Here is a 19525-nt window from a genome sequence, read left to right on the forward strand (position 1 = left end):
TGATTGTAACGCTATGGTGACTATAATATAATGAAAATAACCATCATGAATGAACATTCATTTATTTTTATGTATTTGAAGGGGGAATGAAGGTGGAAAAACCATGGTTGAAAAGTTATCCAGAGGAAATTCCGAGTACGATTTCTTATGATATTCAGCCGCTTCATAGATATGTAGAACAGATGGCTTCTCGCTACCCAGAAAAGAAAGCGCTTCACTTTTTAGGGAAGGATATTACGTTTTCGGACTTCCATGATAAGGTGAAGAGGTTTGCAAATTATCTTCAAAAGCTCGGTGTGGAAAAGGGTGATCGAGTTGCTATTATGTTGCCGAATTGTCCGCAAGCTGTAATTGGTTATTACGGCACATTACTTGCGGGAGGTATCGTAGTACAAACAAATCCACTGTATACAGAGAGAGAATTAGAATATCAGCTTCATGACTCGGGAGCAAAAGTAATTCTTTGTCTCGATTTAGTGTTTCCAAGAGTAACGAATGTTCAATCTGCTACAAAAATTGAGCATATTATCGTAACTCGTATTGCGGACTTTTTACCATTCCCTAAAAATCTATTGTATCCATTTGTGCAGAAAAAACAGTCAAATTTAGTTGTGAAAGTATCAGAGAGTGAAACGATTCATCTTTGGAATTCAGTAGAAAAAGAAGTGAATACGGATGTTGAGGAGCCTTGTGATCCTGAAAATGATCTAGCTCTTTTACAGTACACAGGAGGAACAACCGGATTTCCGAAAGGCGTTATGTTAACGCATAAAAACCTCGTCTCTAACACGTTAATGGGAGTTCAATGGTTATATAATTGCAAAGAAGGAGAAGAAGTCGTTCTTGGGGTTCTTCCATTTTTCCACGTGTACGGCATGACGGCTGTTATGAATTTGAGTGTTATGCAAGGATACAAAATGGTCCTTATTCCAAAGTTTGATATGAAAATGGTTTTTGAAGCGATTAAGAAGCATAAAGTGACACTATTTCCAGGGGCACCAACTATTTATATCGCTCTTTTAAATAGCCCACTTTTAAAAGAATACGATATTTCTTCTATTCGTGCTTGTATTAGTGGATCAGCACCACTGCCAGTAGAAGTACAGGAAAAGTTCGAAACAGTTACAGGTGGTAAACTAGTAGAGGGATATGGTTTAACAGAATCCTCTCCAGTTACACATAGTAATTTTTTATGGGAAAAGCGAGTGCCAGGTAGCATTGGAGTTCCGTGGCCAGATACAGAAGCAATCATTATGTCACTTGAGACTGGTGAGGCATTACCGCCAGGAGAAATAGGGGAAATTGTAGTGAAAGGTCCTCAAATTATGAAAGGATACTGGAATAAGCCAGAGGAAACAGCGGCTGTATTGCAAGATGGCTGGCTCCATACAGGTGATGTTGGCTACATGGATGAAGATGGATTTTTCTATGTAAAAGATCGCAAGAAAGATATGATTGTCGCGAGTGGATTTAATGTGTATCCTCGTGAAGTTGAAGAAGTATTATATGAGCATGAAAAAGTGCAAGAAGTAGTGACAATTGGAGTTCCAGATCCGTACCGAGGAGAGACAGTTAAAGCATTTGTTGTGTTAAAAGAAGGTACGGAGTGCTCTGAGGAAGAATTAAATCAGTTTGCACGTAAATATTTAGCGGCTTATAAAGTGCCGAAAGTATATGAGTTTAGAGATGAATTGCCGAAAACGACAGTAGGGAAAATTTTGCGCCGTGTTCTAATAGATGAAGAGAAGAGAAAGAATGAGGATGAGCAAACGGGCTAAGGCCCTTTCTTTTTGAAAAAATAGGATTGACACTTTTCTAAATAGTCAGTATTATAAGAATATGAATGACTATTCATTCAGTCATCTTCTTGAAGGGGACAGTAAAGTGAAGAAAAATAGACCGAAATACAATCAAATTATTGATGCGGCAGTCATTGTGATTGCGGAGAATGGGTACCACCAAGCGCAAGTTTCTAAAATCGCAAAGCAAGCTGGGGTAGCTGATGGCACGATTTATTTATATTTTAAAAATAAAGAAGATATATTAATATCCTTATTCCAAGAGAAGATGGGAGAATTTGTCGAAACAATTCGTCAAAAAACAGCAGGAATTGAAAGCGCTGTATCGAAGTTATTCATGTTGGTAGAAACGCACTTCTTGCTGTTGTCGCAAAATGATCCTCTTGCTATCGTTACGCAATTAGAGCTGAGGCAGTCCAATCAAGACTTGCGCCTTAAAATAAATGAAGTATTAAAAGGCTACTTACAAGTTATGGATGAGATTTTAGAGACTGGTATAAAACAAGGTGAATTTCAAGCAGATTTAAATGTTCGCGTGGCAAGACAAATGATCTTTGGAACAGTGGATGAAGTTGTGACCAATTGGGTAATGAGCGATCATAAGTATGATCTGGTCGCACTTTCAAAAACGGTACACGGGCTACTTATTGCAGCTTGTGGTTATCGTCAATAATGGGAGGGATCATGTTGAAATTCCTATCTGTAAGAGTTGAAGATCATATCGCGGTGGCGACGTTAAATCACGCACCAGCGAATGCGATGTCTTCACAAGTTATGCATGACGTTACTGAATTAATTGATCAAGTGGAAAAGGATGATAACATTCGTGTTGTTGTTATTCATGGTGAAGGACGTTTCTTCTCAGCGGGAGCAGATATTAAAGAATTTACATCTGTTACTGAAGCGAAGCAAGCAACAGAATTAGCACAGCTTGGACAAGTTACGTTTGAGCGTGTTGAAAAATGTTCAAAACCAGTTATTGCGGCAATTCATGGAGCGGCACTGGGCGGCGGCCTTGAGTTTGCTATGTCTTGCCACATGCGCTTTGCAACTGAAAGTGCAAAACTTGGTTTACCTGAATTAACACTTGGATTAATTCCTGGCTTTGCAGGTACACAGCGCTTACCACGTTATGTTGGGAAAGCGAAAGCTTGTGAAATGATGTTAACAAGCACACCAATTACTGGTGCAGAAGCATTAAAGTGGGGACTTGTTAACGGATTGTTCTCTGAAGAATCTCTTTTAGATGATACGCTTAAAGTTGCAAAACAAATTGCTGGAAAAAGTCCAGCAACAACTCGTGCTGTACTAGAGTTATTGCAAACGACAAAATCGTCTCATTACTATGAAGGTGTACAACGTGAATCACAGATTTTTGGTGAAGTATTTACGAGTGAAGATGGAAGAGAAGGTGTAGCTGCATTTTTAGAAAAGCGTAAACCTTCATTTAGTGGCAGGTAGTTCAATTATTTTTTTAATATAAATTAACAGAAAATTAAAATTGATAGAATCTTTCTGAAAAACAAGGGGGTAAATGGAATGAACATCTACGTACTCATGAAACGAACATTTGATACAGAAGAAAAAATCGTAATTAAAAACGGTGCAATTTACGATGGCGAAGCGGAATTCATCATCAACCCTTACGATGAATATGCAATTGAAGAAGCAATTCAAGTAAGAGACGCACAAGGTGGAGAAGTTACAGTTGTAACAGTCGGTGGCGAAGATAGTGAGAAAGAACTTCGTACTGCATTAGCAATGGGCTGTGATAAAGCTGTATTAATTAATATTGAAGATGACGTAGAAAATGGTGACCAGTTCACGACAGCAAAAGTGCTTGCTGAATATTTAAAAGATAAAGATGCAGATTTAATTTTAGGCGGAAACGTTGCAATTGATGGTGCATCTGGACAAGTAGGACCACGCGTAGCTGAAGCGTTAAATATTCCGTATGTAACGACAATTACAAAACTTGAAATTGACGGTACAAATGTGAAGATTGAGCGTGATGTTGAAGGTGATACAGAAGTGATTGCAACTTCATTACCAGTTTTAGTAACAGCACAGCAAGGTTTAAATGAACCGCGTTACCCATCGCTTCCAGGTATTATGAAAGCGAAGAAAAAGCCGCTAGAAGAATTAGAATTAGATGATTTAGATTTAGAAGAAGATGATGTGGAAGCAAAGACAAAAACAATTGAAATCTATTTGCCTCCTAAGAAAGATGCAGGAAAAGTGTTACAAGGCGAGCTGCAAGATCAAGTAAAAGAACTTGTATCGTTGCTCCATACAGAAGCGAAAGTAATCTAATAAAATACGAAATTATATATGCAGGAGGGAAAATCTATGGCTCGTAAAGTATTAGTAATGGGTGAAGTTCGTGATGGATCGCTACGTAACGTTTCTTTTGAAGCGGTAGCAGCAGCAAAAACAATTGCAGAAGGCGGTGAAGTAGTAGGTCTTCTAATTGGAGACAGCGTTGCCTCTTTTGCAAATGAATTGATTCATTACGGTGCAGATCGCGTTGTGACAGTTGAAAATGATAAATTAAAATCATATACATCTGATGGTTATGCACAAGCGTTTTTAGCTGTACATGCTGAAGAAAATCCAGAAGGTATTGTCTTGGGACATACAGCACTTGGCAAAGATTTATCACCAAAATTAGCAGCGAAGCTTGAAGCTGGTTTAATTTCTGACGTAACTGCTTTAGAGGTTGAAGGTGGAAATGTTATCTTCACTCGTCCAATTTACTCTGGTAAAGCATTCGAGAAGAAGATTGTAACAGACGGCATCTTATTTGCGACAGTGCGTCCAAATAACATTGCAACTCTGGAAAAAGATGAGTCTCGCAGCGGTGACGTATCTTCTATTACAGTTGATGTGAAAGATTTACGTACAATCATTCAAGATGTTGTCCGTAAAACGGCAGAAGGTGTGGATCTTTCTGAAGCGAAAGTTATTATCGCTGGTGGACGCGGTGTGAAGAGTGAAGAAGGTTTTAAACCATTAAAAGAGTTGGCTGACGTACTAGGCGGCGCTGTTGGGGCATCTCGTGGTGCTTGTGACGCTGAATACTGTGATTACTCATTACAAATTGGTCAAACTGGTAAAGTTGTTACCCCAGACTTATACATTGCATGTGGTATTTCTGGTGCGATTCAGCATTTAGCAGGTATGTCTAACTCAAAAATAATCGTTGCGATTAATAAAGATCCAGAAGCAAGTATCTTTAAAGTAGCTGACTACGGTATTGTCGGTGACTTATTCGAAGTTGTACCTCTTTTAACAGAAGAGTTTAAAAAGTTAAAAGTACATTCATGATTTTAGTACCCTTGAGTTCCAAGTGAAGTACCCCTATATATAGAAAAAGGTGAGAGATCCCCTGTCTCTCATCTTTTTAGTATTTAATCCGTATTTTTATATAGTATAAAGGAACATTTTTTTGTTACAATACATAACGATACATATTATTCGCCACGTATATAAGTTAATGATATACTCTTGGTAGAATATACTTGAAGGAGGAAATAAAATGGCAATTGTAAACGCAAATGACCAAAGCTTCGCAGCTGAAACTAGCGAAGGTGTTGTATTATTAGATTTCTGGGCACCTTGGTGTGGACCTTGTAAAATGATCGCTCCTGTATTAGAGGAAATCGATGCAGAACTAGGCGAAAAAGTAAAAGTAGTAAAAGTAGACGTTGATGAAAACCAAGAAACTGCTCGTCAATTCGAAGTAATGAGCATTCCAGCTCTTTTCGTATTAAAAGACGGTAAAGTAGTTGATCAAGCGTTAGGTTACAAACCGAAAGAAGCGTTAGTAGAATTAGTTTCTAAACACTTCTAAAATAAAAAAAGCTACCATTTGGTAGCTTTTTTTATTTTCTTTTTTACAGTCTTTCCGTTACAATAAAAGAACGTATGTTGGGTGTTTGGGCATAGTATGTTTTCAAGGGAAAATAAAAATGCTAAGTATGTAGAAATGGAGGGAGACGAGTGCACGAACATTTGAAAGAGAAGTTGGCTATTTTACCAGATCAACCTGGTTGTTATTTGATGAAAGATAAGCAAGGAACGGTTATATATGTCGGAAAGGCAAAAGTGCTTAAAAATCGTGTGCGCTCGTACTTTACTGGTTCACATGATGGGAAAACACTGCGGCTTGTAGGAGAAATTGTTGATTTTGAATATATTGTAACTTCTTCGAATTTAGAAGCACTTATTTTAGAGTTAAATCTAATTAAAAAATATGATCCGAAATATAATATTCAATTAAAAGATGATAAAACATATCCTTTTATTAAAATTACAGCGGAGAAGCAACCTCGCTTACTCATTACTCGAAACGTAAAAAAAGATAAAGGGAAATATTTTGGTCCTTATCCAAATGCACAATCTGCTCATGAAACGAAAAAACTGCTAGATCGTATGTATCCACTTCGGAAATGCACGAATATGCCAGATAAAGTTTGTTTGTATTATCATATGGGTCAATGTTTAGCGCCTTGTGTGAAAGAAGTGACGGAAGAACAAAATAAAGAAATTGTAGATGAAATTATTAAGTTTTTAAATGGTGGACATAAAGAAGTTCGTTCAGAACTAGAAATAAAAATGTATGAGGCCTCAGAGAAACTAGAGTTTGAACGTGCAAAAGAGTTGCGTGATCAAATTGCTCATATTGATGCGATTATGGAAAAGCAAAAGATGATTATGAGTGACTTAGTGGATCGTGATGTGTTTGGATATGCAGTGGATAAAGGATGGATGTGTGTTCAAGTTTTCTTCGTTCGAAAAGGAAAGCTAATTGAACGTGATGTTTCTATGTTTCCAATTTACGATGAACCAGAAGAGGGTTTTTTAACGTTTATCGGCCAATTTTATGAAAACAGTAGTCATTTTAAGCCGAAGGAAATTGTCGTTCCAGGAAGTATAGACTCGGAATTAGTAGAGCGCTTTTTAGAAGTGGAAGCGACGCAGCCGAAACGTGGTAAGAAAAAAGACCTTGTAGAATTGGCAAATAAAAATGCGAAGATTGCTCTTGAAGAGAAGTTTTACTTAATTGAACGTGATGAAGAACGAACGATTAAAGCGGTAGATCATTTAGGGAAGCAGCTTGGGATTGAAACGCCATATCGTATTGAAGCGTTTGATAACTCAAATATTCAAGGAACAAATCCCGTTTCTGCAATGATTGCTTTTATCGATGGGAAACCGGCGAAGAAAGAGTATCGAAAATATAAAATTAAAACGGTTCAAGGACCAGATGATTATGAGTCTATGAGAGAAGTTGTGAGGCGCCGTTATACAAGGGCGCTTAAAGAAAATTCACCTTTACCTGATTTGATTATTATTGATGGAGGAAAAGGCCATCTAGCGGCTGCAAGTGATATTTTAGAGAATGAGCTCGGATTATATATTCCGATGGCAGGTCTTGTAAAAGATGATAAACATAAAACCTCCCATTTAATTATTGGGGATCCACCGGAACCTGTGATGCTTGAGAGAAATAGCCAAGAATTTTATTTATTGCAGCGTATTCAAGATGAGGTGCATCGATTTGCGATTACATTCCATCGTCAATTACACGGGAAATCTGTTATTCAATCAGCATTGGATGATATTCCAGGAATCGGTGATAAACGGAAAAAGGTATTGTTAAAACATTTTGGTTCATTAAAGAAGATGAAAGAAGCTTCTATAGAGGAATTTGTCGAAGCGGGTATGCCGAAAAATGTCGCGGAGACGATTTATACGTATTTAACAGATAAGAAGACGTTGTAGTTTACAACGTCTTCTGTTTTTTGGTATAATTTCTGAAGATTTAAAATAAATGCATCTGAATGAAAATACAAAAAAGTCAACTAAACTGATATGTCTAGTTGACTGTAGGTAATGCTTACACTTCAATGAGATCTTTTATATCCCATTTTACAAGAAATGTAATAGAGTCAGAACGTTTTTTCTTTTCTTCGTATGACTCTGCAACGACGTTCCGTTGCTTTTGGATTTGTTCAGCGATGAATCCGGCTTCTAGTTGATAAGAAGAATGTCGTTTTTGTTTTTGACGTTCTGCGATGAGTGTGCCTTTAAGTTGGAACTGCATTTCACGACGCTTATGTTCAACAATGCTTAAAGTGCCCCAGCCAGCCTTTTCAAAGAACTGAATGACTTCTTCAATTGTTTCTAGCGGATATTTTCTTGCAAGGTTTCTACCAGACCAGTATAAAATACCATCTAAATCGTTGCCGATTAAATCAGGTAGTAATTCTTCACGTAGCAATTCATAAGCGAAGGCGTTCAATGAAACATCTTCTAAAGATGTTGTATCGATTGTATTTTTACTCACAATATTCCCCTCTTTCTATAGGGATTATTATATAACATTTCACATTTATAAAAACAGATTTTTCTTTAGGAAAATCTGAATATATAAGAAGAAAAAAAGAATTGGCAAATTATATGCAAATTATGTATACGTTTTCTTGACGCTTCGACAAAAATAGGAGTAAAATGAACTTGGTATCAAATTATGCTGAAATATTTCGAATAATTTTTTCAGTTTTTCTTATGCCAATAGTGAAAAAACATTATTGTCATAAACTAATCTGAAAACAGCAGTCAAACATTCAAGGGGGGTAATGGGGACATGAAAGGCCGCGAGTATACGTTTCGTAAGTGGCACTCATTAATGGGGGTCATCCCGGTTGGTGTCTTTTTGACGCAACATTTAATTGTAAACAACTTTGCAACACGAGGAGCAGAGGCTTTTAACAAAGCTGCAGGCTTTATGGAGCTCCTTCCATTCCGGTATGCGCTAGAAATTTTCATCATCTTTTTACCGATACTGTACCATGCTATATATGGCTTATATATTGCATTTACAGCTAAGAACAATGCGGTTTCTTACGGTTATTTCCGTAACTGGATGTTCGTTTTCCAAAGAATTTCAGGTATCGTTACGCTGATCTTCATTTCTTGGCACGTCTGGGAAACTCGTATTCAAGCAATGTTAGGTAAAGAGGTAAACTATGATATGATGGCAGATATTTTAAACAATCCAGCTATGTTTGCATTCTACTTAGTTGGTGTTGTTTCAACAATTTTCCACTTTGCAAATGGACTATGGACATTCTGCATCAGCTGGGGAATTACAGTATCTCCACGTTCACAAAGAATCTCTACTTATGTAACATTAGCTATTTTCTTAGGTTTATCTTATGTAGGTGTGAGTGCATTATTAGCGTTCATCGATCCACAGCTAGCAAACCAGTAAGGAGTGGGAGAGCATGAAAGGGAAACTTATAGTAGTCGGCGGTGGCTTGGCTGGCTTAATGGCAACGATTAAAGCGGCAGAAGCAGGAGTAAATGTTGAACTGTTTTCTTTAGTACCAGTAAAACGTTCACATTCTGTATGTGCTCAGGGCGGAATTAACGGTGCCGTAAATACGAAAGGTGAAGGGGATTCTCCATGGATCCACTTTGACGATACAATTTATGGTGGGGACTTCTTAGCGAACCAACCACCAGTTAAAGCAATGTGTGAAGCAGCACCTGGTATCATTCATTTAATGGACCGTATGGGTGTTATGTTCAACCGTACGGAAGAAGGACTTCTTGATTTCCGTCGATTTGGTGGAACGCAACATCACCGTACAGCATTTGCTGGTGCAACAACTGGACAGCAATTACTTTACGCATTAGATGAGCAAGTACGTCGTCACGAAGTAGCAGGACTTGTAACGAAATATGAAGGTTGGGATTTCTTACGAGCTGTTGTTGATGATGAAGGTGTGTGCCGAGGAATCGTTGCACAAGACTTACAAACTATGGAGATTAGAAGTTTCGGAGCAGATGCCGTGATTATGGCAACAGGGGGCCCTGGTATCATTTTCGGAAAATCAACAAACTCCATTATCAATACAGGTACAGCAGCTTCTGCTGTATATCAACAAGGCGCATATTATGCAAACGGTGAGTTCATTCAAATTCACCCAACGGCAATTCCTGGAGACGATAAATTACGTCTTATGAGTGAATCTGCACGTGGTGAAGGTGGACGTGTTTGGACATATAAAGATGGTAAACCATGGTACTTCTTAGAAGAAAAATATCCGGCTTACGGAAACCTTGTACCTCGTGACATCGCAACGCGTGAAATCTTTGATGTTTGCGTAGAGCAAAAACTAGGTATTAACGGTGAAAACATGGTGTACTTAGATCTTTCTCATAAAGATCCAAAAGAACTAGATATTAAACTAGGTGGAATTATTGAAATCTATGAGAAATTTACAGGGGATGATCCTCGTAAACTACCGATGAAAATCTTCCCAGCTGTTCACTATTCAATGGGCGGACTATGGGTTGATTATAAACAGATGACAAATATTCCAGGTTTATTTGCAGCAGGTGAGTGTGATTATTCTATGCACGGTGGTAACCGTCTTGGTGCAAACTCACTATTATCAGCAATTTATGGTGGTATGGTAGCAGGACCAAACGCAATTGAGTATATGAAAGGTCTTTCTAAATCATCTGATGCTGTTTCATCTACTGTATATGAGCAAAATGAATTAATCGAAACAGAGAAATTTAACAATATTTTAACGATGGATGGTAACGAAAATGCGTATGTTCTTCATAAAGAGCTTGGAGAATGGATGACAGATAACGTTACAGTAGTTCGTGAAAATAAAAAATTATTAGAAACAGATGCGAAAATTGAAGAATTAATGGCTCGTTACAAACGTATTAACATTAACGATACAGCAAGATGGAGTAACCAAGGTGCTTCATTTACACGCCAACTTGCAAATATGTTTGAGTTAGCACGTGTTATTACAATTGGCGCATATAACCGTAATGAGAGCCGTGGGGCGCATTACAAACCTGAATTCCCAAATCGTGATGATGCAAACTTCTTAAAAACTACGATGGCAAAATTTGAGGGAGAAGGAAATGCACCAGCATTCCATTACGAGGACGTTGATATTTCGTTAATTAAACCACGTAAACGTGATTATTCTTCAAAACACGATGTAGCTGCTAAGGGTGAAGAGAAGGGGGATAAACAACATGTCTGAGAAAACAATCCGCTTCATCATTACGAGACAAGACGGGCCAGATGCGCAAGCGTTTGACCAAGAGTTTGAAATTCCATATCGTCCGAATATGAATATTATCTCAGCACTTATGGAAATCCGTCGTAATCCTGTTGATTCAAAAGGGAACCAAACAACTCCGATTGCATGGGATATGAACTGCTTAGAGGAAGTATGTGGTGCATGTTCGATGGTGATTAACGGAAAACCACGTCAATCATGTACGGCACTTATCGATCAATTAGAGCAACCAATTCGCTTAAAACCGATGAAGACATTCCCGGTTGTACGTGACTTGCAAGTTGATCGTAGTCGCATGTTTAATGCTCTAAAACGCGTTAAAGCGTGGATTCCAATTGATGGTACGTATGACCTAGGTCCAGGACCAAGAATGCCTGAGAAAAAGCGTCAATGGGCTTATGAGCTTTCAAAATGCATGACATGTGGTGTTTGCTTAGAATCATGTCCAAACGTAAACAGTAAGTCTGACTTTATTGGACCAGCACCGTTATCACAAGCTCGCTTATTCAACTCACATCCAACGGGTGAAATGCATAAAGCAGATCGCTTACGTGCAATTATGGGAGATGGAGGACTAGCAAACTGTGGTAACTCTCAAAACTGTGTGCAATCATGTCCGAAGGGTATTCCTTTAACAACTTCAATTGCGGCATTAAACCGTGATACAACAATTCAATCGTTCAAAGATTTCTTTGGTAGCGATAATAACTATTAATAAATATTGCCTCTTCATATCGAAGAGGCAATATTTATAACTTTATTTTTCTGTTTATTCTGTTTATTTAAAGGTGAAAAGGGGAGATAACAATGAAGAGGATTTCTTATATTGAAGACTTTGAGCAATGGGAAAGTGGTTTTTCGTTTTACAACCCTGTAAAGGTTCGTTTTGGTGAAGTAGATATGTTTGGACATGTAAATAATGTCGTTGCTTTTACTTATTTTGAAGAAGCTCGTATTGCGTTGTTTAAAGAACTTGGATTTATGCAAGAGTGGACACATGCATCATCAGAAACGATGATCGTTGTTGCGGATTTACAATGTAATTTTATTAAGCAAATATATTTTGATGAACAGCTGAAGGTGTATGTAAAGGCAGGATCGGTCGGGAATTCTTCTTTAGATTTACATTATATGGTGAAGAATGCAGCAGGAGAGGTTTGTTTAGTAGGTCGTGGAATGATGGTTCAAGCGTCGAAAAAAACAGGAAGAGGCGAACCATGGCCTGAAGAATGGAAGAAGAAATTACTACAATAATAGAGTGAAAGAAAAATAAGAGAGCAATTTGCTCTCTTATTTTTTGTCTTCCATCGCTTCTTCTAATGTTAAGTGATGTTTATATAGGTATGTAGCGTATGGATTACCAACGTAGCGTAAGTGCCATGGTTCATATGCATATTCTGTTGTATCTGTTTTATCTTCTAAGTAACGAATGACAAAGCCGAATTCATGAGCGTGTTCTGCGACCCATTTTCCTTCTGCTGTCTCCCCGAAGATAGGCTCTAATTGAAATTTAGCTGATTTTGAACTAATATCCATTGCTAAACCCGTTTGGTGTTCACTTGTACCAGGAATTGCGCTTACCGAATTAGCTTCGGCTTTTCCCTGGCGTCTAACGTATGTATCATGCAACGATTTTTGGCGTTTGTATGAACGATAACCAGATACAGCTGTAAGATCAAGCCCTTCTTTTTTCGCAGCTTTAAACATGTTTTCAAGTGCCTCTGCAGCATCTTTTCGCAGCAATGTTTTTTCTTTATCTTTTGGACTAATAAATGGTACATTTGGTCTCGTTAAGTCTTCAGGAATGTATCCATCTGGTAGTTTTCGATGTTTATTAATTAAGACAAGATTAGATTTGGGATTTGTTACCACTGAAAAGTCATTGTCTATTTTCTTTGCATTATGATCAGCTTTTGGAAAAGCAGGAATCTCTTCTTTTTTATGGTTATTATGCTTTTGACTTTCGACAGCTTTTGCTTCATTATGTAGTGGTGTTTTAGAACCAAAGTAAGCGAAAGATGTGATCCCGATTACAATAGTAGTGGCAGAAATAATTATTATCTTTTTCATGATGCCTTGTAATCACAGTCCCTTCTTAATAAAATGTGTAATGTTTTTTTATTATAAATCTAGTTTGTTGGAAAAGGAATATAAGAGTCATAACGTAATAGAAATGCAAAGAAAATGTCAGAAAATGTGTGAATTTGTAGTATTTTTTTATATAATTCATTTCTTATCTTTCATGAAATGCATTTTTTATGTAATATATATACATAAGAAGATGTAGCGATTATCGAGAATAGAGAACTTCTTGTATAGACTGGGAGTGAATGGGAATGGATTTTGCAACAATTATTGGACTTATTTTAGGATTTGTAGCAGTGGTAGTAGGGATGGTCGTCAAGGGCGCTGACATAACAGCCTTATTAAATCCTGCCGCAGCATTAATTATTTTTATCGGTACATTTGCTGCAGTATGTATTGCATTTCCGATGAATCAACTAAAAAGGGTTCCAAAACTATTTAAAGTTCTTTTTGGTTCAAATAAAAAGGATTTAAGTTATGAACAGTTGCTAGAATTATTTGTTCATTGGACATCTGAAAGTAGAAAATACGGTATTTTGTCTTTAGAGCAACAATTAGACAAAATTCAAGATGAATTTCTTTTGCGCGGTATGAAATTTGTGATTGATGGCGTATCCGCAGAAGATTTGGAGCAGATTTTGGAATCTGAATTAGAGGCAATTGAAGAAAGACATGCAAAGGGAGCTGCTATTTTTTCACAAGCTGGTACGTATGCACCGACATTAGGAGTTTTAGGTGCTGTTATCGGTCTTGTAGCTGCGCTTGGTAACTTAACTGATATTGAAAAGTTAGGTCATGCTATTTCGGGTGCGTTTATTGCAACGATTTTTGGTATTTTTTCAGGTTATGTATTATGGCATCCATTTGCAAATAAGTTAAAGCAAAAATCTTCAGCTGAAATTGAGAAAAAACGTTTAATCATTGATTGTTTATTAATGTTACAAGAAGGTACATATCCGTTTATTATGAAGAACCGCATTTTAGGTGCACTTTCTGCAACTGAGCGTAAAAAGCTAGAAAAAGGAGCAGAAAAAAATGCGGAGTAAGAAAAATAGAAGAGGCAAAAAGAAAAAACATGATGAGCATATCGATGAAACGTGGTTAATCCCATATTCTGATATGTTAACGTTGTTATTTGCATTGTTTATCGTTTTATTCGCAATGAGTAGTATAGATGCTGCGAAGTTTAAACAGATGGCAGTTGCTTTTCGAAGTGAATTAGCTGGGGGAACAGGTAACAAAGAATTTTTAAGTGATCAAAAGCCAAATGATGAAAAAGAATTATCAGCAAGTAGCCTTGAGGCAGAACAAGCAAAAAAACAAGAAGAAGCTAGAGCTAAAGAAAAAAAAGAGATGGATGAATTGAAAGCATTACAAAAAAAGATTGATCAATATATTAATGAAAAACAATTATCCTCTTCTTTTCAAACTAAATTAACTGAAAAGGGATTAATGGTGACAATATTAGAAAATATACTGTTTGATTCGGGGAAAGCAGATGTGAAATTAGAATCTTTAGGGATTGCAAAAGAGATGTCTAGCTTACTTGTTTCAGCGTCACCTCGTGAAATTACAGTATCGGGTCATACGGATAATGTCCCTATTGCCAATGCGCAGTTTGCGTCGAATTGGGAATTAAGTACGCAGCGGGCAGTTAATTTTATGCAAGTATTACTGCAAAATAAAGAATTACAACCAGAAAAATTTAGTGCGATTGGATACGGAGAATACCGTTCAATTGCTCCAAACGATACACAAGAAGGAAAGGCAAAGAATAGACGTGTGGAAGTATTTATCTTGCCTTTAACAGAGAAAGTAAAATAAAAGAGGATGGCGAATGCCATCCTCTTTTATTTTACTTCAAATGATTTTAAGTTGTCGCGACGGATTTTATCTTTTTCTGCATCTGATTTTTTGAAATCATAATCATATAAAGCGCCTTCCCAATCGCCATACATTGGATTCGGGAAAATAATGAATTTCTCACCAAATTGTGCTTTTGAATCTGCTACTGTTTGGTTACGATCTTTTACAGATTTTCCATCAAAACCTATGAAATCAGATAAGTTATCACCGAAGAATAAGACAATATCATGAGTTTGAGAAACGAGTTCACGGCGTTTTTCTTTTCCTTTTTCTTTCGGATCTTGTAGTAATATATGTTCTTTCGTTGCTTGAGGAGCACCTACACGCTCAAGATTTTTAATTGTCGCATCTAGTTGATTCGTTTTACGATTTGAGATGTAGTAAATATCTACACCTTTAGACTCTGTATATTTTAAGAAATCAATTGCGCCTGGAAGGGCTTCAGCCTCAGCTTTGTTAATCCAATCATCCCATTTGTAAGGATAGCCTTTGCCTGTTTTTACGCTCATTGCTTGATGAGGACTGTTATCTAAAACAGTTTCGTCTAAATCAAGCACGATAGCAGGTTTTTTCTCTGTCCCTTTTGCAAGAATTGTATCAAGCTTTAATTGACCAATGTTGTACCCTTGGTAGTAAAGTGCTTTCGTTTCACCGGCTGTTTGATACCATAAATCAGCCATTAATTGTTGTTCTGTTAATTTTACTTTCTCTTCTTTTGCCACTGTTTTCTCTGGTGTTCCTGAACATGCTACAAGTGATGTAGATAGAACCGCTACAGATAATAAAGTGGTAATGCCCCTCTTCATCTTCATATGTATCCTCCTTGATGTTAGAAAATCATTTTATATTATATATTAAAATATAATATTTTTATATGAACATTTGCATATTGTCTTTTGTATATATAGTAGTATGTCCTATATTAGAAAGATGAGCAAAATAATAATAGTTGTTTTGACAATTTTTATTGTCGTAATGACAATTATAATTGACAAAAAGAACTTTGTTATTTACAATTTTAACTAAATAGAACAAATGATGGATTAATGACGATGTTTACATATAAGAGGATGAAGCGCGGTGCTATATTTTGTCTTGAATAAACATAGTCTTTGAAAGAGAGTACGAATGATACTAAAGGGGAGGCTTTATACTTGAGTTTACAAATTCAAAACTTAACGAAACAATTTGGGGAATCAAAAGCAGTTAACGGTTTGCAAATTTCGTTACCAAAAGGTGAAGTACTAGGGTTACTTGGACGAAATGGTGCAGGGAAAACAACAACAATCAAAATGCTTCTCGGATTATTAACGCCTAATGAAGGTTCGATTACATGGGATGGAAAAGCATTTGGAAATAGTGGTGTAACAATTGGGTATTTACCAGAAGAAAGAGGTTTATATACAAAAAGTAGAGTAATAGATCAGCTGCGATATTTTGGTAGATTAGAAGGAATGTCGAAGAAAGAAGTGGATCACGCTATTGATCACTGGTTAGAGCGTTTAGCGATACCAGAATATAAATTTAAAACGGCTGGAGAGCTTTCAAAAGGGAATCAGCAAAAAATCCAATTAATTGCTGCTCTTCTTCATAATCCGGAACTTCTCATTTTAGATGAACCATTCAGCGGCCTTGATCCAGTTAATGCTGGGATGTTAGCTAGTATTATTGAAGAACAAGTACAGAGCGGAAAGACGATTATTTTATCAAGTCATCGTATGGAACAAGTAGAGGCTTTTTGCCAACATGTATGTATTTTGAAAAAAGGTGAAGCAGTCGTAAAAGGACAGCTAAGTGATATTAAGAAAGAATACGGTTTCCGTAATTTAACGATTGAAGATACAGTAGAGAATGAAAAGGGATTAGAAGCTATACATGTATCGTATGAAAAACAACAAGGCCTTCTTTATGTGAAAGTACAAGACGATGCGGAAGCTCTCAAGATTTTGCAACAGTTGCAAGAGCAAGGTGTTAGCTTACGACAATTCAAAATGTTAGAGCCGACGTTAAACGAAATCTTTGTAGAGAGGGCGAAATAACGATGCGTAAATTTTCTCACGTATTTTCATTTTATTTTAGGGAAGCATTTTTATCTAAAAAATCATTAATTACGAGTGCGATTTTATTTTTAGTTGTGTTTGGGATTTTTGCATTTAATCATTTTACTTCAGGCGATGATAAAAATAAGGATAAAGATAAAATTGCAGTTGTAGTAGAGAGTTCCACATATAAAGTACAAAAAGATGAGCTAAATAAGCTATTGCCATCAGCAAAAATAACAATTGGTTCAAAGGATGATTTTGATAAACTGCATAAGCAAGTAGAAGAAGGCGATTTAGATGGTCTATTCCATGTGACGGAAAAGGATGGGGCTCCATCGATTACATATATGTATAATGGATTTCCAAGCCAAGCAACTTCTGCAATTATGGCAGGATATTTAAAGCAACAATATACGATGGTGACGATTGCCAAAAATAATGTTTCACCAGAAATTGCACAGCAATTACAAACAGAAATTCAAGTAAAGCAAGAAGCGATAAAAGATCGTACATCTTCTTTCGGAATTGCCTATTTCTTTACATTTGCTTTATATATGTTTATTGTAGCGTTCGGAAATACAATCGCAATGAATATTGCATCTGAAAAGGCGTCACGTGTAATGGAAGTAATGCTTCCGAAAGTGAAGCCTCTTACGATGATGTATGCGAAAATTTTAGCGGTTGTTTCAACGGCGTTATTGCAACTTGTCATATTGGCGTGTGGTTATCTTATTCCATATTTGTTAGGTTGGGTCGATTTAGAAAGTGCCTCACTACTTGGTATTCCAATTGACTTTACGAAATTAGATGCAAAGGTTATCAGCATGTTTCTTGTTTATTTCATTACGGGATATTTACTTTATGCGATGATGTATGCTGCTGCTGGAGCTGTCGTGTCTAAGACGGAGGATTTACAAGCTGTATCTTTCCCGGTAATGATTTTAATTATGGCTGCATTCTTTATTAGTATTAAATCATTAAGTGATCCGAATAGTACTATCGTCGTTGTAAGTTCTTACGTTCCCTTTTTTACACCGATGGTTACCTTCTCACGTATTGTAGCTGGTGAAGCAGGTATGCTAGAAATTACGATAACATTAGCAGTCTTATTGGCGACAATTGCGGTATTAAATGCTGTTACAAGCCGCATTTACGTAAACGGCGTAATGAATTACTCAGATAAAGTGAAATTTAAAGATTTAGCGAAATTTATAAAGCGTCAATAATGAGAGAAAAGCATGATTTCCTATTGAAATCATGCTTTTTCTTTATGTATAAATTAAAAATAGTATATAATGATAAGAGTCGTCTTTTAATAGAATGAATAAAAAGGAGGGTGTGCAGATGGGGATTAGTAGTCGTTTTACAGTAGGTGTTCATATGCTGACATTACTTGCGATAGATCGAAACTCTCGCTGTACCTCTGAATGGATTGCCGGTAGTGTGAATACAAATCCAGTTGTGATTCGTCGCATTACAGGAATGTTGAAGAGAGCAGGACTTGTTGATGTACAAGCTGGTAAAGGTGGTACGACACTTGCTCGAGATTTAGAAGAAATTACATTACTTGATGTATATAAAGCAGTGGAAGTTGTAGAAGAAGGACAGCTATTTTCCTTCCATGAAAATCCCAACATTGAATGTCCAGTAGGAGCTAATATTCAATCAGTATTAGAAATTATTTTAATGCAAGCGCAAGAAGCGATGGAAAACGTACTTGCAAATGTAACGGTAGATCAATTAGTTACAAATTTAAAGTCTAAAATGAAAGAATAAAAAAAAGCGAGCTTCCTCATAATGAGGGCTCGCCTTTTTTTATTCAGAAATATTGAAAATTCTATTTTTCAGTATTTAAAATGAATTTACCTACGATAGCTGCGAAGATACCACCAAGAATTGGTGCTACGATGAATACCCATAGTTGAGAAAGTGCTTCTCCACCAACAAATAAAGCTGGTGCGATACTACGAGCTGGGTTAACAGATGTTCCAGTTAACGGAATTCCTAATAAGTGAATTAAAACTAATGTGAAACCAATTACTAGTCCAGCTAAAGAAGAACTTCCTTTTTTACCTGTTACAGCAACGATAACTAAAATAAATACGAAAGTTAAAATGAACTCAACTAAAAATGCTCCAGATAAACCAAGAGTTCCGAAACCATTTTGTCCTAAATTATCTAAAGGTGTTTTAGCAGATTTTAAAATTGTTACTAACGTTGCAGTTCCTAATAAACCACCTAAAATTTGAGCTAATACATAATAACAAAGTTCCATAGCGTTCATTCGTTTGTTGATGAACATAGCTACTGATACTGCTGGGTTAATGTGACATCCAGAAATTGTTCCGATGCTATATGCCATAGCTACAATAGATAGACCGAAAGCCATAGCGATTCCTAATGTTCCAATTCCTTCAATTCCGCCGCCAGTGACGGCTACTCCAGTTCCGAATAATACAAGTACAAATGTACCAATAAATTCAGCGATTGCTTTTTTTAACATAATTTACCTCCTATTAATGCGCATGAAACGTATTATAACATAAGTTTTAGTATAAAGAGCCAATGAAATACTATTCTGATAAGGCGAAATAGGGGGACAATAAAA

20 protein-coding genes are annotated in these 19525 nt (G+C 36.7%); 16 read left to right on the plus strand and 4 right to left on the minus strand.

Annotated features, from left to right (window positions below; translation table 11 throughout):
- Window positions 1-92: 92 nt before the first annotated feature.
- The 7 genes from QCI79_RS19105 to uvrC all read left to right on the plus strand — a co-directional run bounded on the left by QCI79_RS19105 (window position 93) and on the right by uvrC (window position 7586).
- A complete protein-coding gene (locus QCI79_RS19105) occupies window positions 93-1778 on the plus strand; it encodes a long-chain-fatty-acid--CoA ligase (RefSeq protein WP_000414742.1) in 1686 nt (561 codons plus the stop codon).
- Window positions 1779-1884: 106 nt separating this feature from the next.
- On the plus strand, window positions 1885-2472 hold the full coding sequence (locus tag QCI79_RS19110) for a fatty acid metabolism transcriptional regulator FadR (protein WP_000742223.1): 588 nt from the start codon (window positions 1885-1887) through the stop codon (window positions 2470-2472).
- Between the two features lie 11 nt (window positions 2473-2483).
- A complete protein-coding gene (locus QCI79_RS19115) occupies window positions 2484-3260 on the plus strand; it encodes an enoyl-CoA hydratase (protein WP_000911292.1) in 777 nt (258 codons plus the stop codon).
- A gap of 78 nt (window positions 3261-3338) precedes the next feature.
- Entirely contained in the window at window positions 3339-4112 is a 774-nt protein-coding gene (etfB, locus tag QCI79_RS19120) for an electron transfer flavoprotein subunit beta (RefSeq protein ID WP_001029028.1), read from the plus strand.
- Between the two features lie 36 nt (window positions 4113-4148).
- On the plus strand, window positions 4149-5126 hold the full coding sequence (gene etfA, locus QCI79_RS19125) for an electron transfer flavoprotein subunit alpha (protein WP_000101949.1): 978 nt from the start codon (window positions 4149-4151) through the stop codon (window positions 5124-5126).
- 211 nt (window positions 5127-5337) lie between these two features.
- Window positions 5338-5652, plus strand: coding sequence for a thioredoxin (gene trxA, locus QCI79_RS19130; RefSeq protein WP_001018943.1), 315 nt, complete (start codon window positions 5338-5340; stop codon window positions 5650-5652).
- A 149-nt stretch (window positions 5653-5801) separates the two neighbouring features.
- Entirely contained in the window at window positions 5802-7586 is a 1785-nt protein-coding gene (gene uvrC / locus QCI79_RS19135) for an excinuclease ABC subunit C (protein WP_000544296.1), read from the plus strand.
- A 115-nt stretch (window positions 7587-7701) separates the two neighbouring features.
- On the opposite strand, the gene QCI79_RS19140 is transcribed toward uvrC, so the two are convergent.
- The gene (locus tag QCI79_RS19140; RefSeq protein ID WP_000042226.1) at window positions 7702-8151 is read right to left on the minus strand and encodes a YslB family protein; all 450 of its coding nucleotides are present in this window, start codon (window positions 8149-8151) and stop codon (window positions 7702-7704) included.
- A gap of 300 nt (window positions 8152-8451) precedes the next feature.
- Here QCI79_RS19140 and sdhC point away from each other — a divergent pair, with 300 nt between their 5' ends.
- From sdhC to QCI79_RS19160, 4 genes are all read left to right on the plus strand, one after another.
- Window positions 8452-9078 carry a succinate dehydrogenase cytochrome B558 gene (sdhC, locus tag QCI79_RS19145; RefSeq protein ID WP_000678354.1) on the plus strand — a complete coding sequence of 209 codons (627 nt, stop codon included), beginning with the start codon at window positions 8452-8454 and terminating at the stop codon, window positions 9076-9078.
- Between the two features lie 13 nt (window positions 9079-9091).
- Window positions 9092-10885, plus strand: coding sequence for a succinate dehydrogenase flavoprotein subunit (sdhA, locus tag QCI79_RS19150; RefSeq protein ID WP_000676750.1), 1794 nt, complete (start codon window positions 9092-9094; stop codon window positions 10883-10885).
- Window positions 10878-11639: a succinate dehydrogenase iron-sulfur subunit gene (gene sdhB, locus QCI79_RS19155; protein WP_001291824.1), complete on the plus strand. Its 762-nt coding sequence runs from the start codon at window positions 10878-10880 to the stop codon at window positions 11637-11639. The genes sdhA and sdhB overlap by 8 nt, the downstream gene beginning before the upstream one ends.
- A 92-nt stretch (window positions 11640-11731) precedes the next feature.
- Window positions 11732-12178, plus strand: a complete 447-nt coding sequence (locus QCI79_RS19160) for an acyl-CoA thioesterase (protein WP_000822734.1) — start codon at window positions 11732-11734, stop codon at window positions 12176-12178.
- A 36-nt stretch (window positions 12179-12214) separates the two neighbouring features.
- On the opposite strand, the gene QCI79_RS19165 is transcribed toward QCI79_RS19160, so the two are convergent.
- Window positions 12215-12994 carry a M15 family metallopeptidase gene (locus QCI79_RS19165; RefSeq protein ID WP_000720201.1) on the minus strand — a complete coding sequence of 260 codons (780 nt, stop codon included), beginning with the start codon at window positions 12992-12994 and terminating at the stop codon, window positions 12215-12217.
- A gap of 266 nt (window positions 12995-13260) precedes the next feature.
- Here QCI79_RS19165 and motA point away from each other — a divergent pair, with 266 nt between their 5' ends.
- Both motA and motB read left to right on the plus strand, forming a co-directional pair.
- The gene (motA, locus tag QCI79_RS19170; protein WP_000344853.1) at window positions 13261-14055 is read left to right on the plus strand and encodes a flagellar motor stator protein MotA; all 795 of its coding nucleotides are present in this window, start codon (window positions 13261-13263) and stop codon (window positions 14053-14055) included.
- A complete protein-coding gene (motB, locus tag QCI79_RS19175) occupies window positions 14045-14833 on the plus strand; it encodes a flagellar motor protein MotB (RefSeq protein WP_001256734.1) in 789 nt (262 codons plus the stop codon). Before motA ends, motB begins: the two co-directional genes overlap by 11 nt.
- A gap of 26 nt (window positions 14834-14859) precedes the next feature.
- On the opposite strand, the gene QCI79_RS19180 is transcribed toward motB, so the two are convergent.
- Window positions 14860-15687 carry a 5'-nucleotidase, lipoprotein e(P4) family gene (locus tag QCI79_RS19180; protein ID WP_021728731.1) on the minus strand — a complete coding sequence of 276 codons (828 nt, stop codon included), beginning with the start codon at window positions 15685-15687 and terminating at the stop codon, window positions 14860-14862.
- Window positions 15688-16029: 342 nt separating this feature from the next.
- On the opposite strand from QCI79_RS19180, the gene QCI79_RS19185 reads away from it, so the two are divergent.
- From QCI79_RS19185 to QCI79_RS19195, 3 genes are all read left to right on the plus strand, one after another.
- Window positions 16030-16914: an ABC transporter ATP-binding protein gene (locus QCI79_RS19185; RefSeq protein ID WP_000058117.1), complete on the plus strand. Its 885-nt coding sequence runs from the start codon at window positions 16030-16032 to the stop codon at window positions 16912-16914.
- A gap of 2 nt (window positions 16915-16916) precedes the next feature.
- Window positions 16917-18143 carry an ABC transporter permease gene (locus tag QCI79_RS19190; RefSeq protein WP_001224976.1) on the plus strand — a complete coding sequence of 409 codons (1227 nt, stop codon included), beginning with the start codon at window positions 16917-16919 and terminating at the stop codon, window positions 18141-18143.
- Window positions 18144-18261: 118 nt separating this feature from the next.
- Window positions 18262-18693, plus strand: a complete 432-nt coding sequence (locus tag QCI79_RS19195; RefSeq protein WP_000512998.1) for an Rrf2 family transcriptional regulator — start codon at window positions 18262-18264, stop codon at window positions 18691-18693.
- A gap of 61 nt (window positions 18694-18754) precedes the next feature.
- Here the strand turns inward: QCI79_RS19195 and QCI79_RS19200 are convergent, their stop codons facing one another.
- The gene (locus QCI79_RS19200) at window positions 18755-19420 is read right to left on the minus strand and encodes an aquaporin (RefSeq protein ID WP_000913213.1); all 666 of its coding nucleotides are present in this window, start codon (window positions 19418-19420) and stop codon (window positions 18755-18757) included.
- Window positions 19421-19525: the final 105 nt, after the last annotated feature.

It is taken from the genome of Bacillus cereus group sp. MG1 (assembly GCF_040460035.1).
GTDB lineage: Bacteria > Bacillota > Bacilli > Bacillales > Bacillaceae_G > Bacillus_A > Bacillus_A cereus.

Excerpts from the sequence above, each read along its gene's own strand:
- sdhB (WP_001291824.1), top strand. The coding sequence starts at position 10,878 with ATGTCTGAGAAAACAATCCGCTTCATCATTACGAGACAAGACGGGCCA.
- QCI79_RS19115 (WP_000911292.1), top strand. The coding sequence starts at position 2,484 with ATGTTGAAATTCCTATCTGTAAGAGTTGAAGATCATATCGCGGTGGCG.
- QCI79_RS19200 (WP_000913213.1), bottom strand. The coding sequence starts at position 19,420 with ATGTTAAAAAAAGCAATCGCTGAATTTATTGGTACATTTGTACTTGTA.
- sdhA (WP_000676750.1), top strand. The coding sequence starts at position 9,092 with ATGAAAGGGAAACTTATAGTAGTCGGCGGTGGCTTGGCTGGCTTAATG.
- motB (WP_001256734.1), top strand. The coding sequence starts at position 14,045 with ATGCGGAGTAAGAAAAATAGAAGAGGCAAAAAGAAAAAACATGATGAG.
- etfB (WP_001029028.1), top strand. The coding sequence starts at position 3,339 with ATGAACATCTACGTACTCATGAAACGAACATTTGATACAGAAGAAAAA.
- QCI79_RS19180 (WP_021728731.1), bottom strand. The coding sequence starts at position 15,687 with ATGAAGATGAAGAGGGGCATTACCACTTTATTATCTGTAGCGGTTCTA.
- trxA (WP_001018943.1), top strand. The coding sequence starts at position 5,338 with ATGGCAATTGTAAACGCAAATGACCAAAGCTTCGCAGCTGAAACTAGC.
- QCI79_RS19195 (WP_000512998.1), top strand. The coding sequence starts at position 18,262 with ATGGGGATTAGTAGTCGTTTTACAGTAGGTGTTCATATGCTGACATTA.
- QCI79_RS19165 (WP_000720201.1), bottom strand. The coding sequence starts at position 12,994 with ATGAAAAAGATAATAATTATTTCTGCCACTACTATTGTAATCGGGATC.
- sdhC (WP_000678354.1), top strand. The coding sequence starts at position 8,452 with ATGAAAGGCCGCGAGTATACGTTTCGTAAGTGGCACTCATTAATGGGG.
- QCI79_RS19160 (WP_000822734.1), top strand. The coding sequence starts at position 11,732 with ATGAAGAGGATTTCTTATATTGAAGACTTTGAGCAATGGGAAAGTGGT.
- motA (WP_000344853.1), top strand. The coding sequence starts at position 13,261 with ATGGATTTTGCAACAATTATTGGACTTATTTTAGGATTTGTAGCAGTG.
- QCI79_RS19190 (WP_001224976.1), top strand. The coding sequence starts at position 16,917 with ATGCGTAAATTTTCTCACGTATTTTCATTTTATTTTAGGGAAGCATTT.
- etfA (WP_000101949.1), top strand. The coding sequence starts at position 4,149 with ATGGCTCGTAAAGTATTAGTAATGGGTGAAGTTCGTGATGGATCGCTA.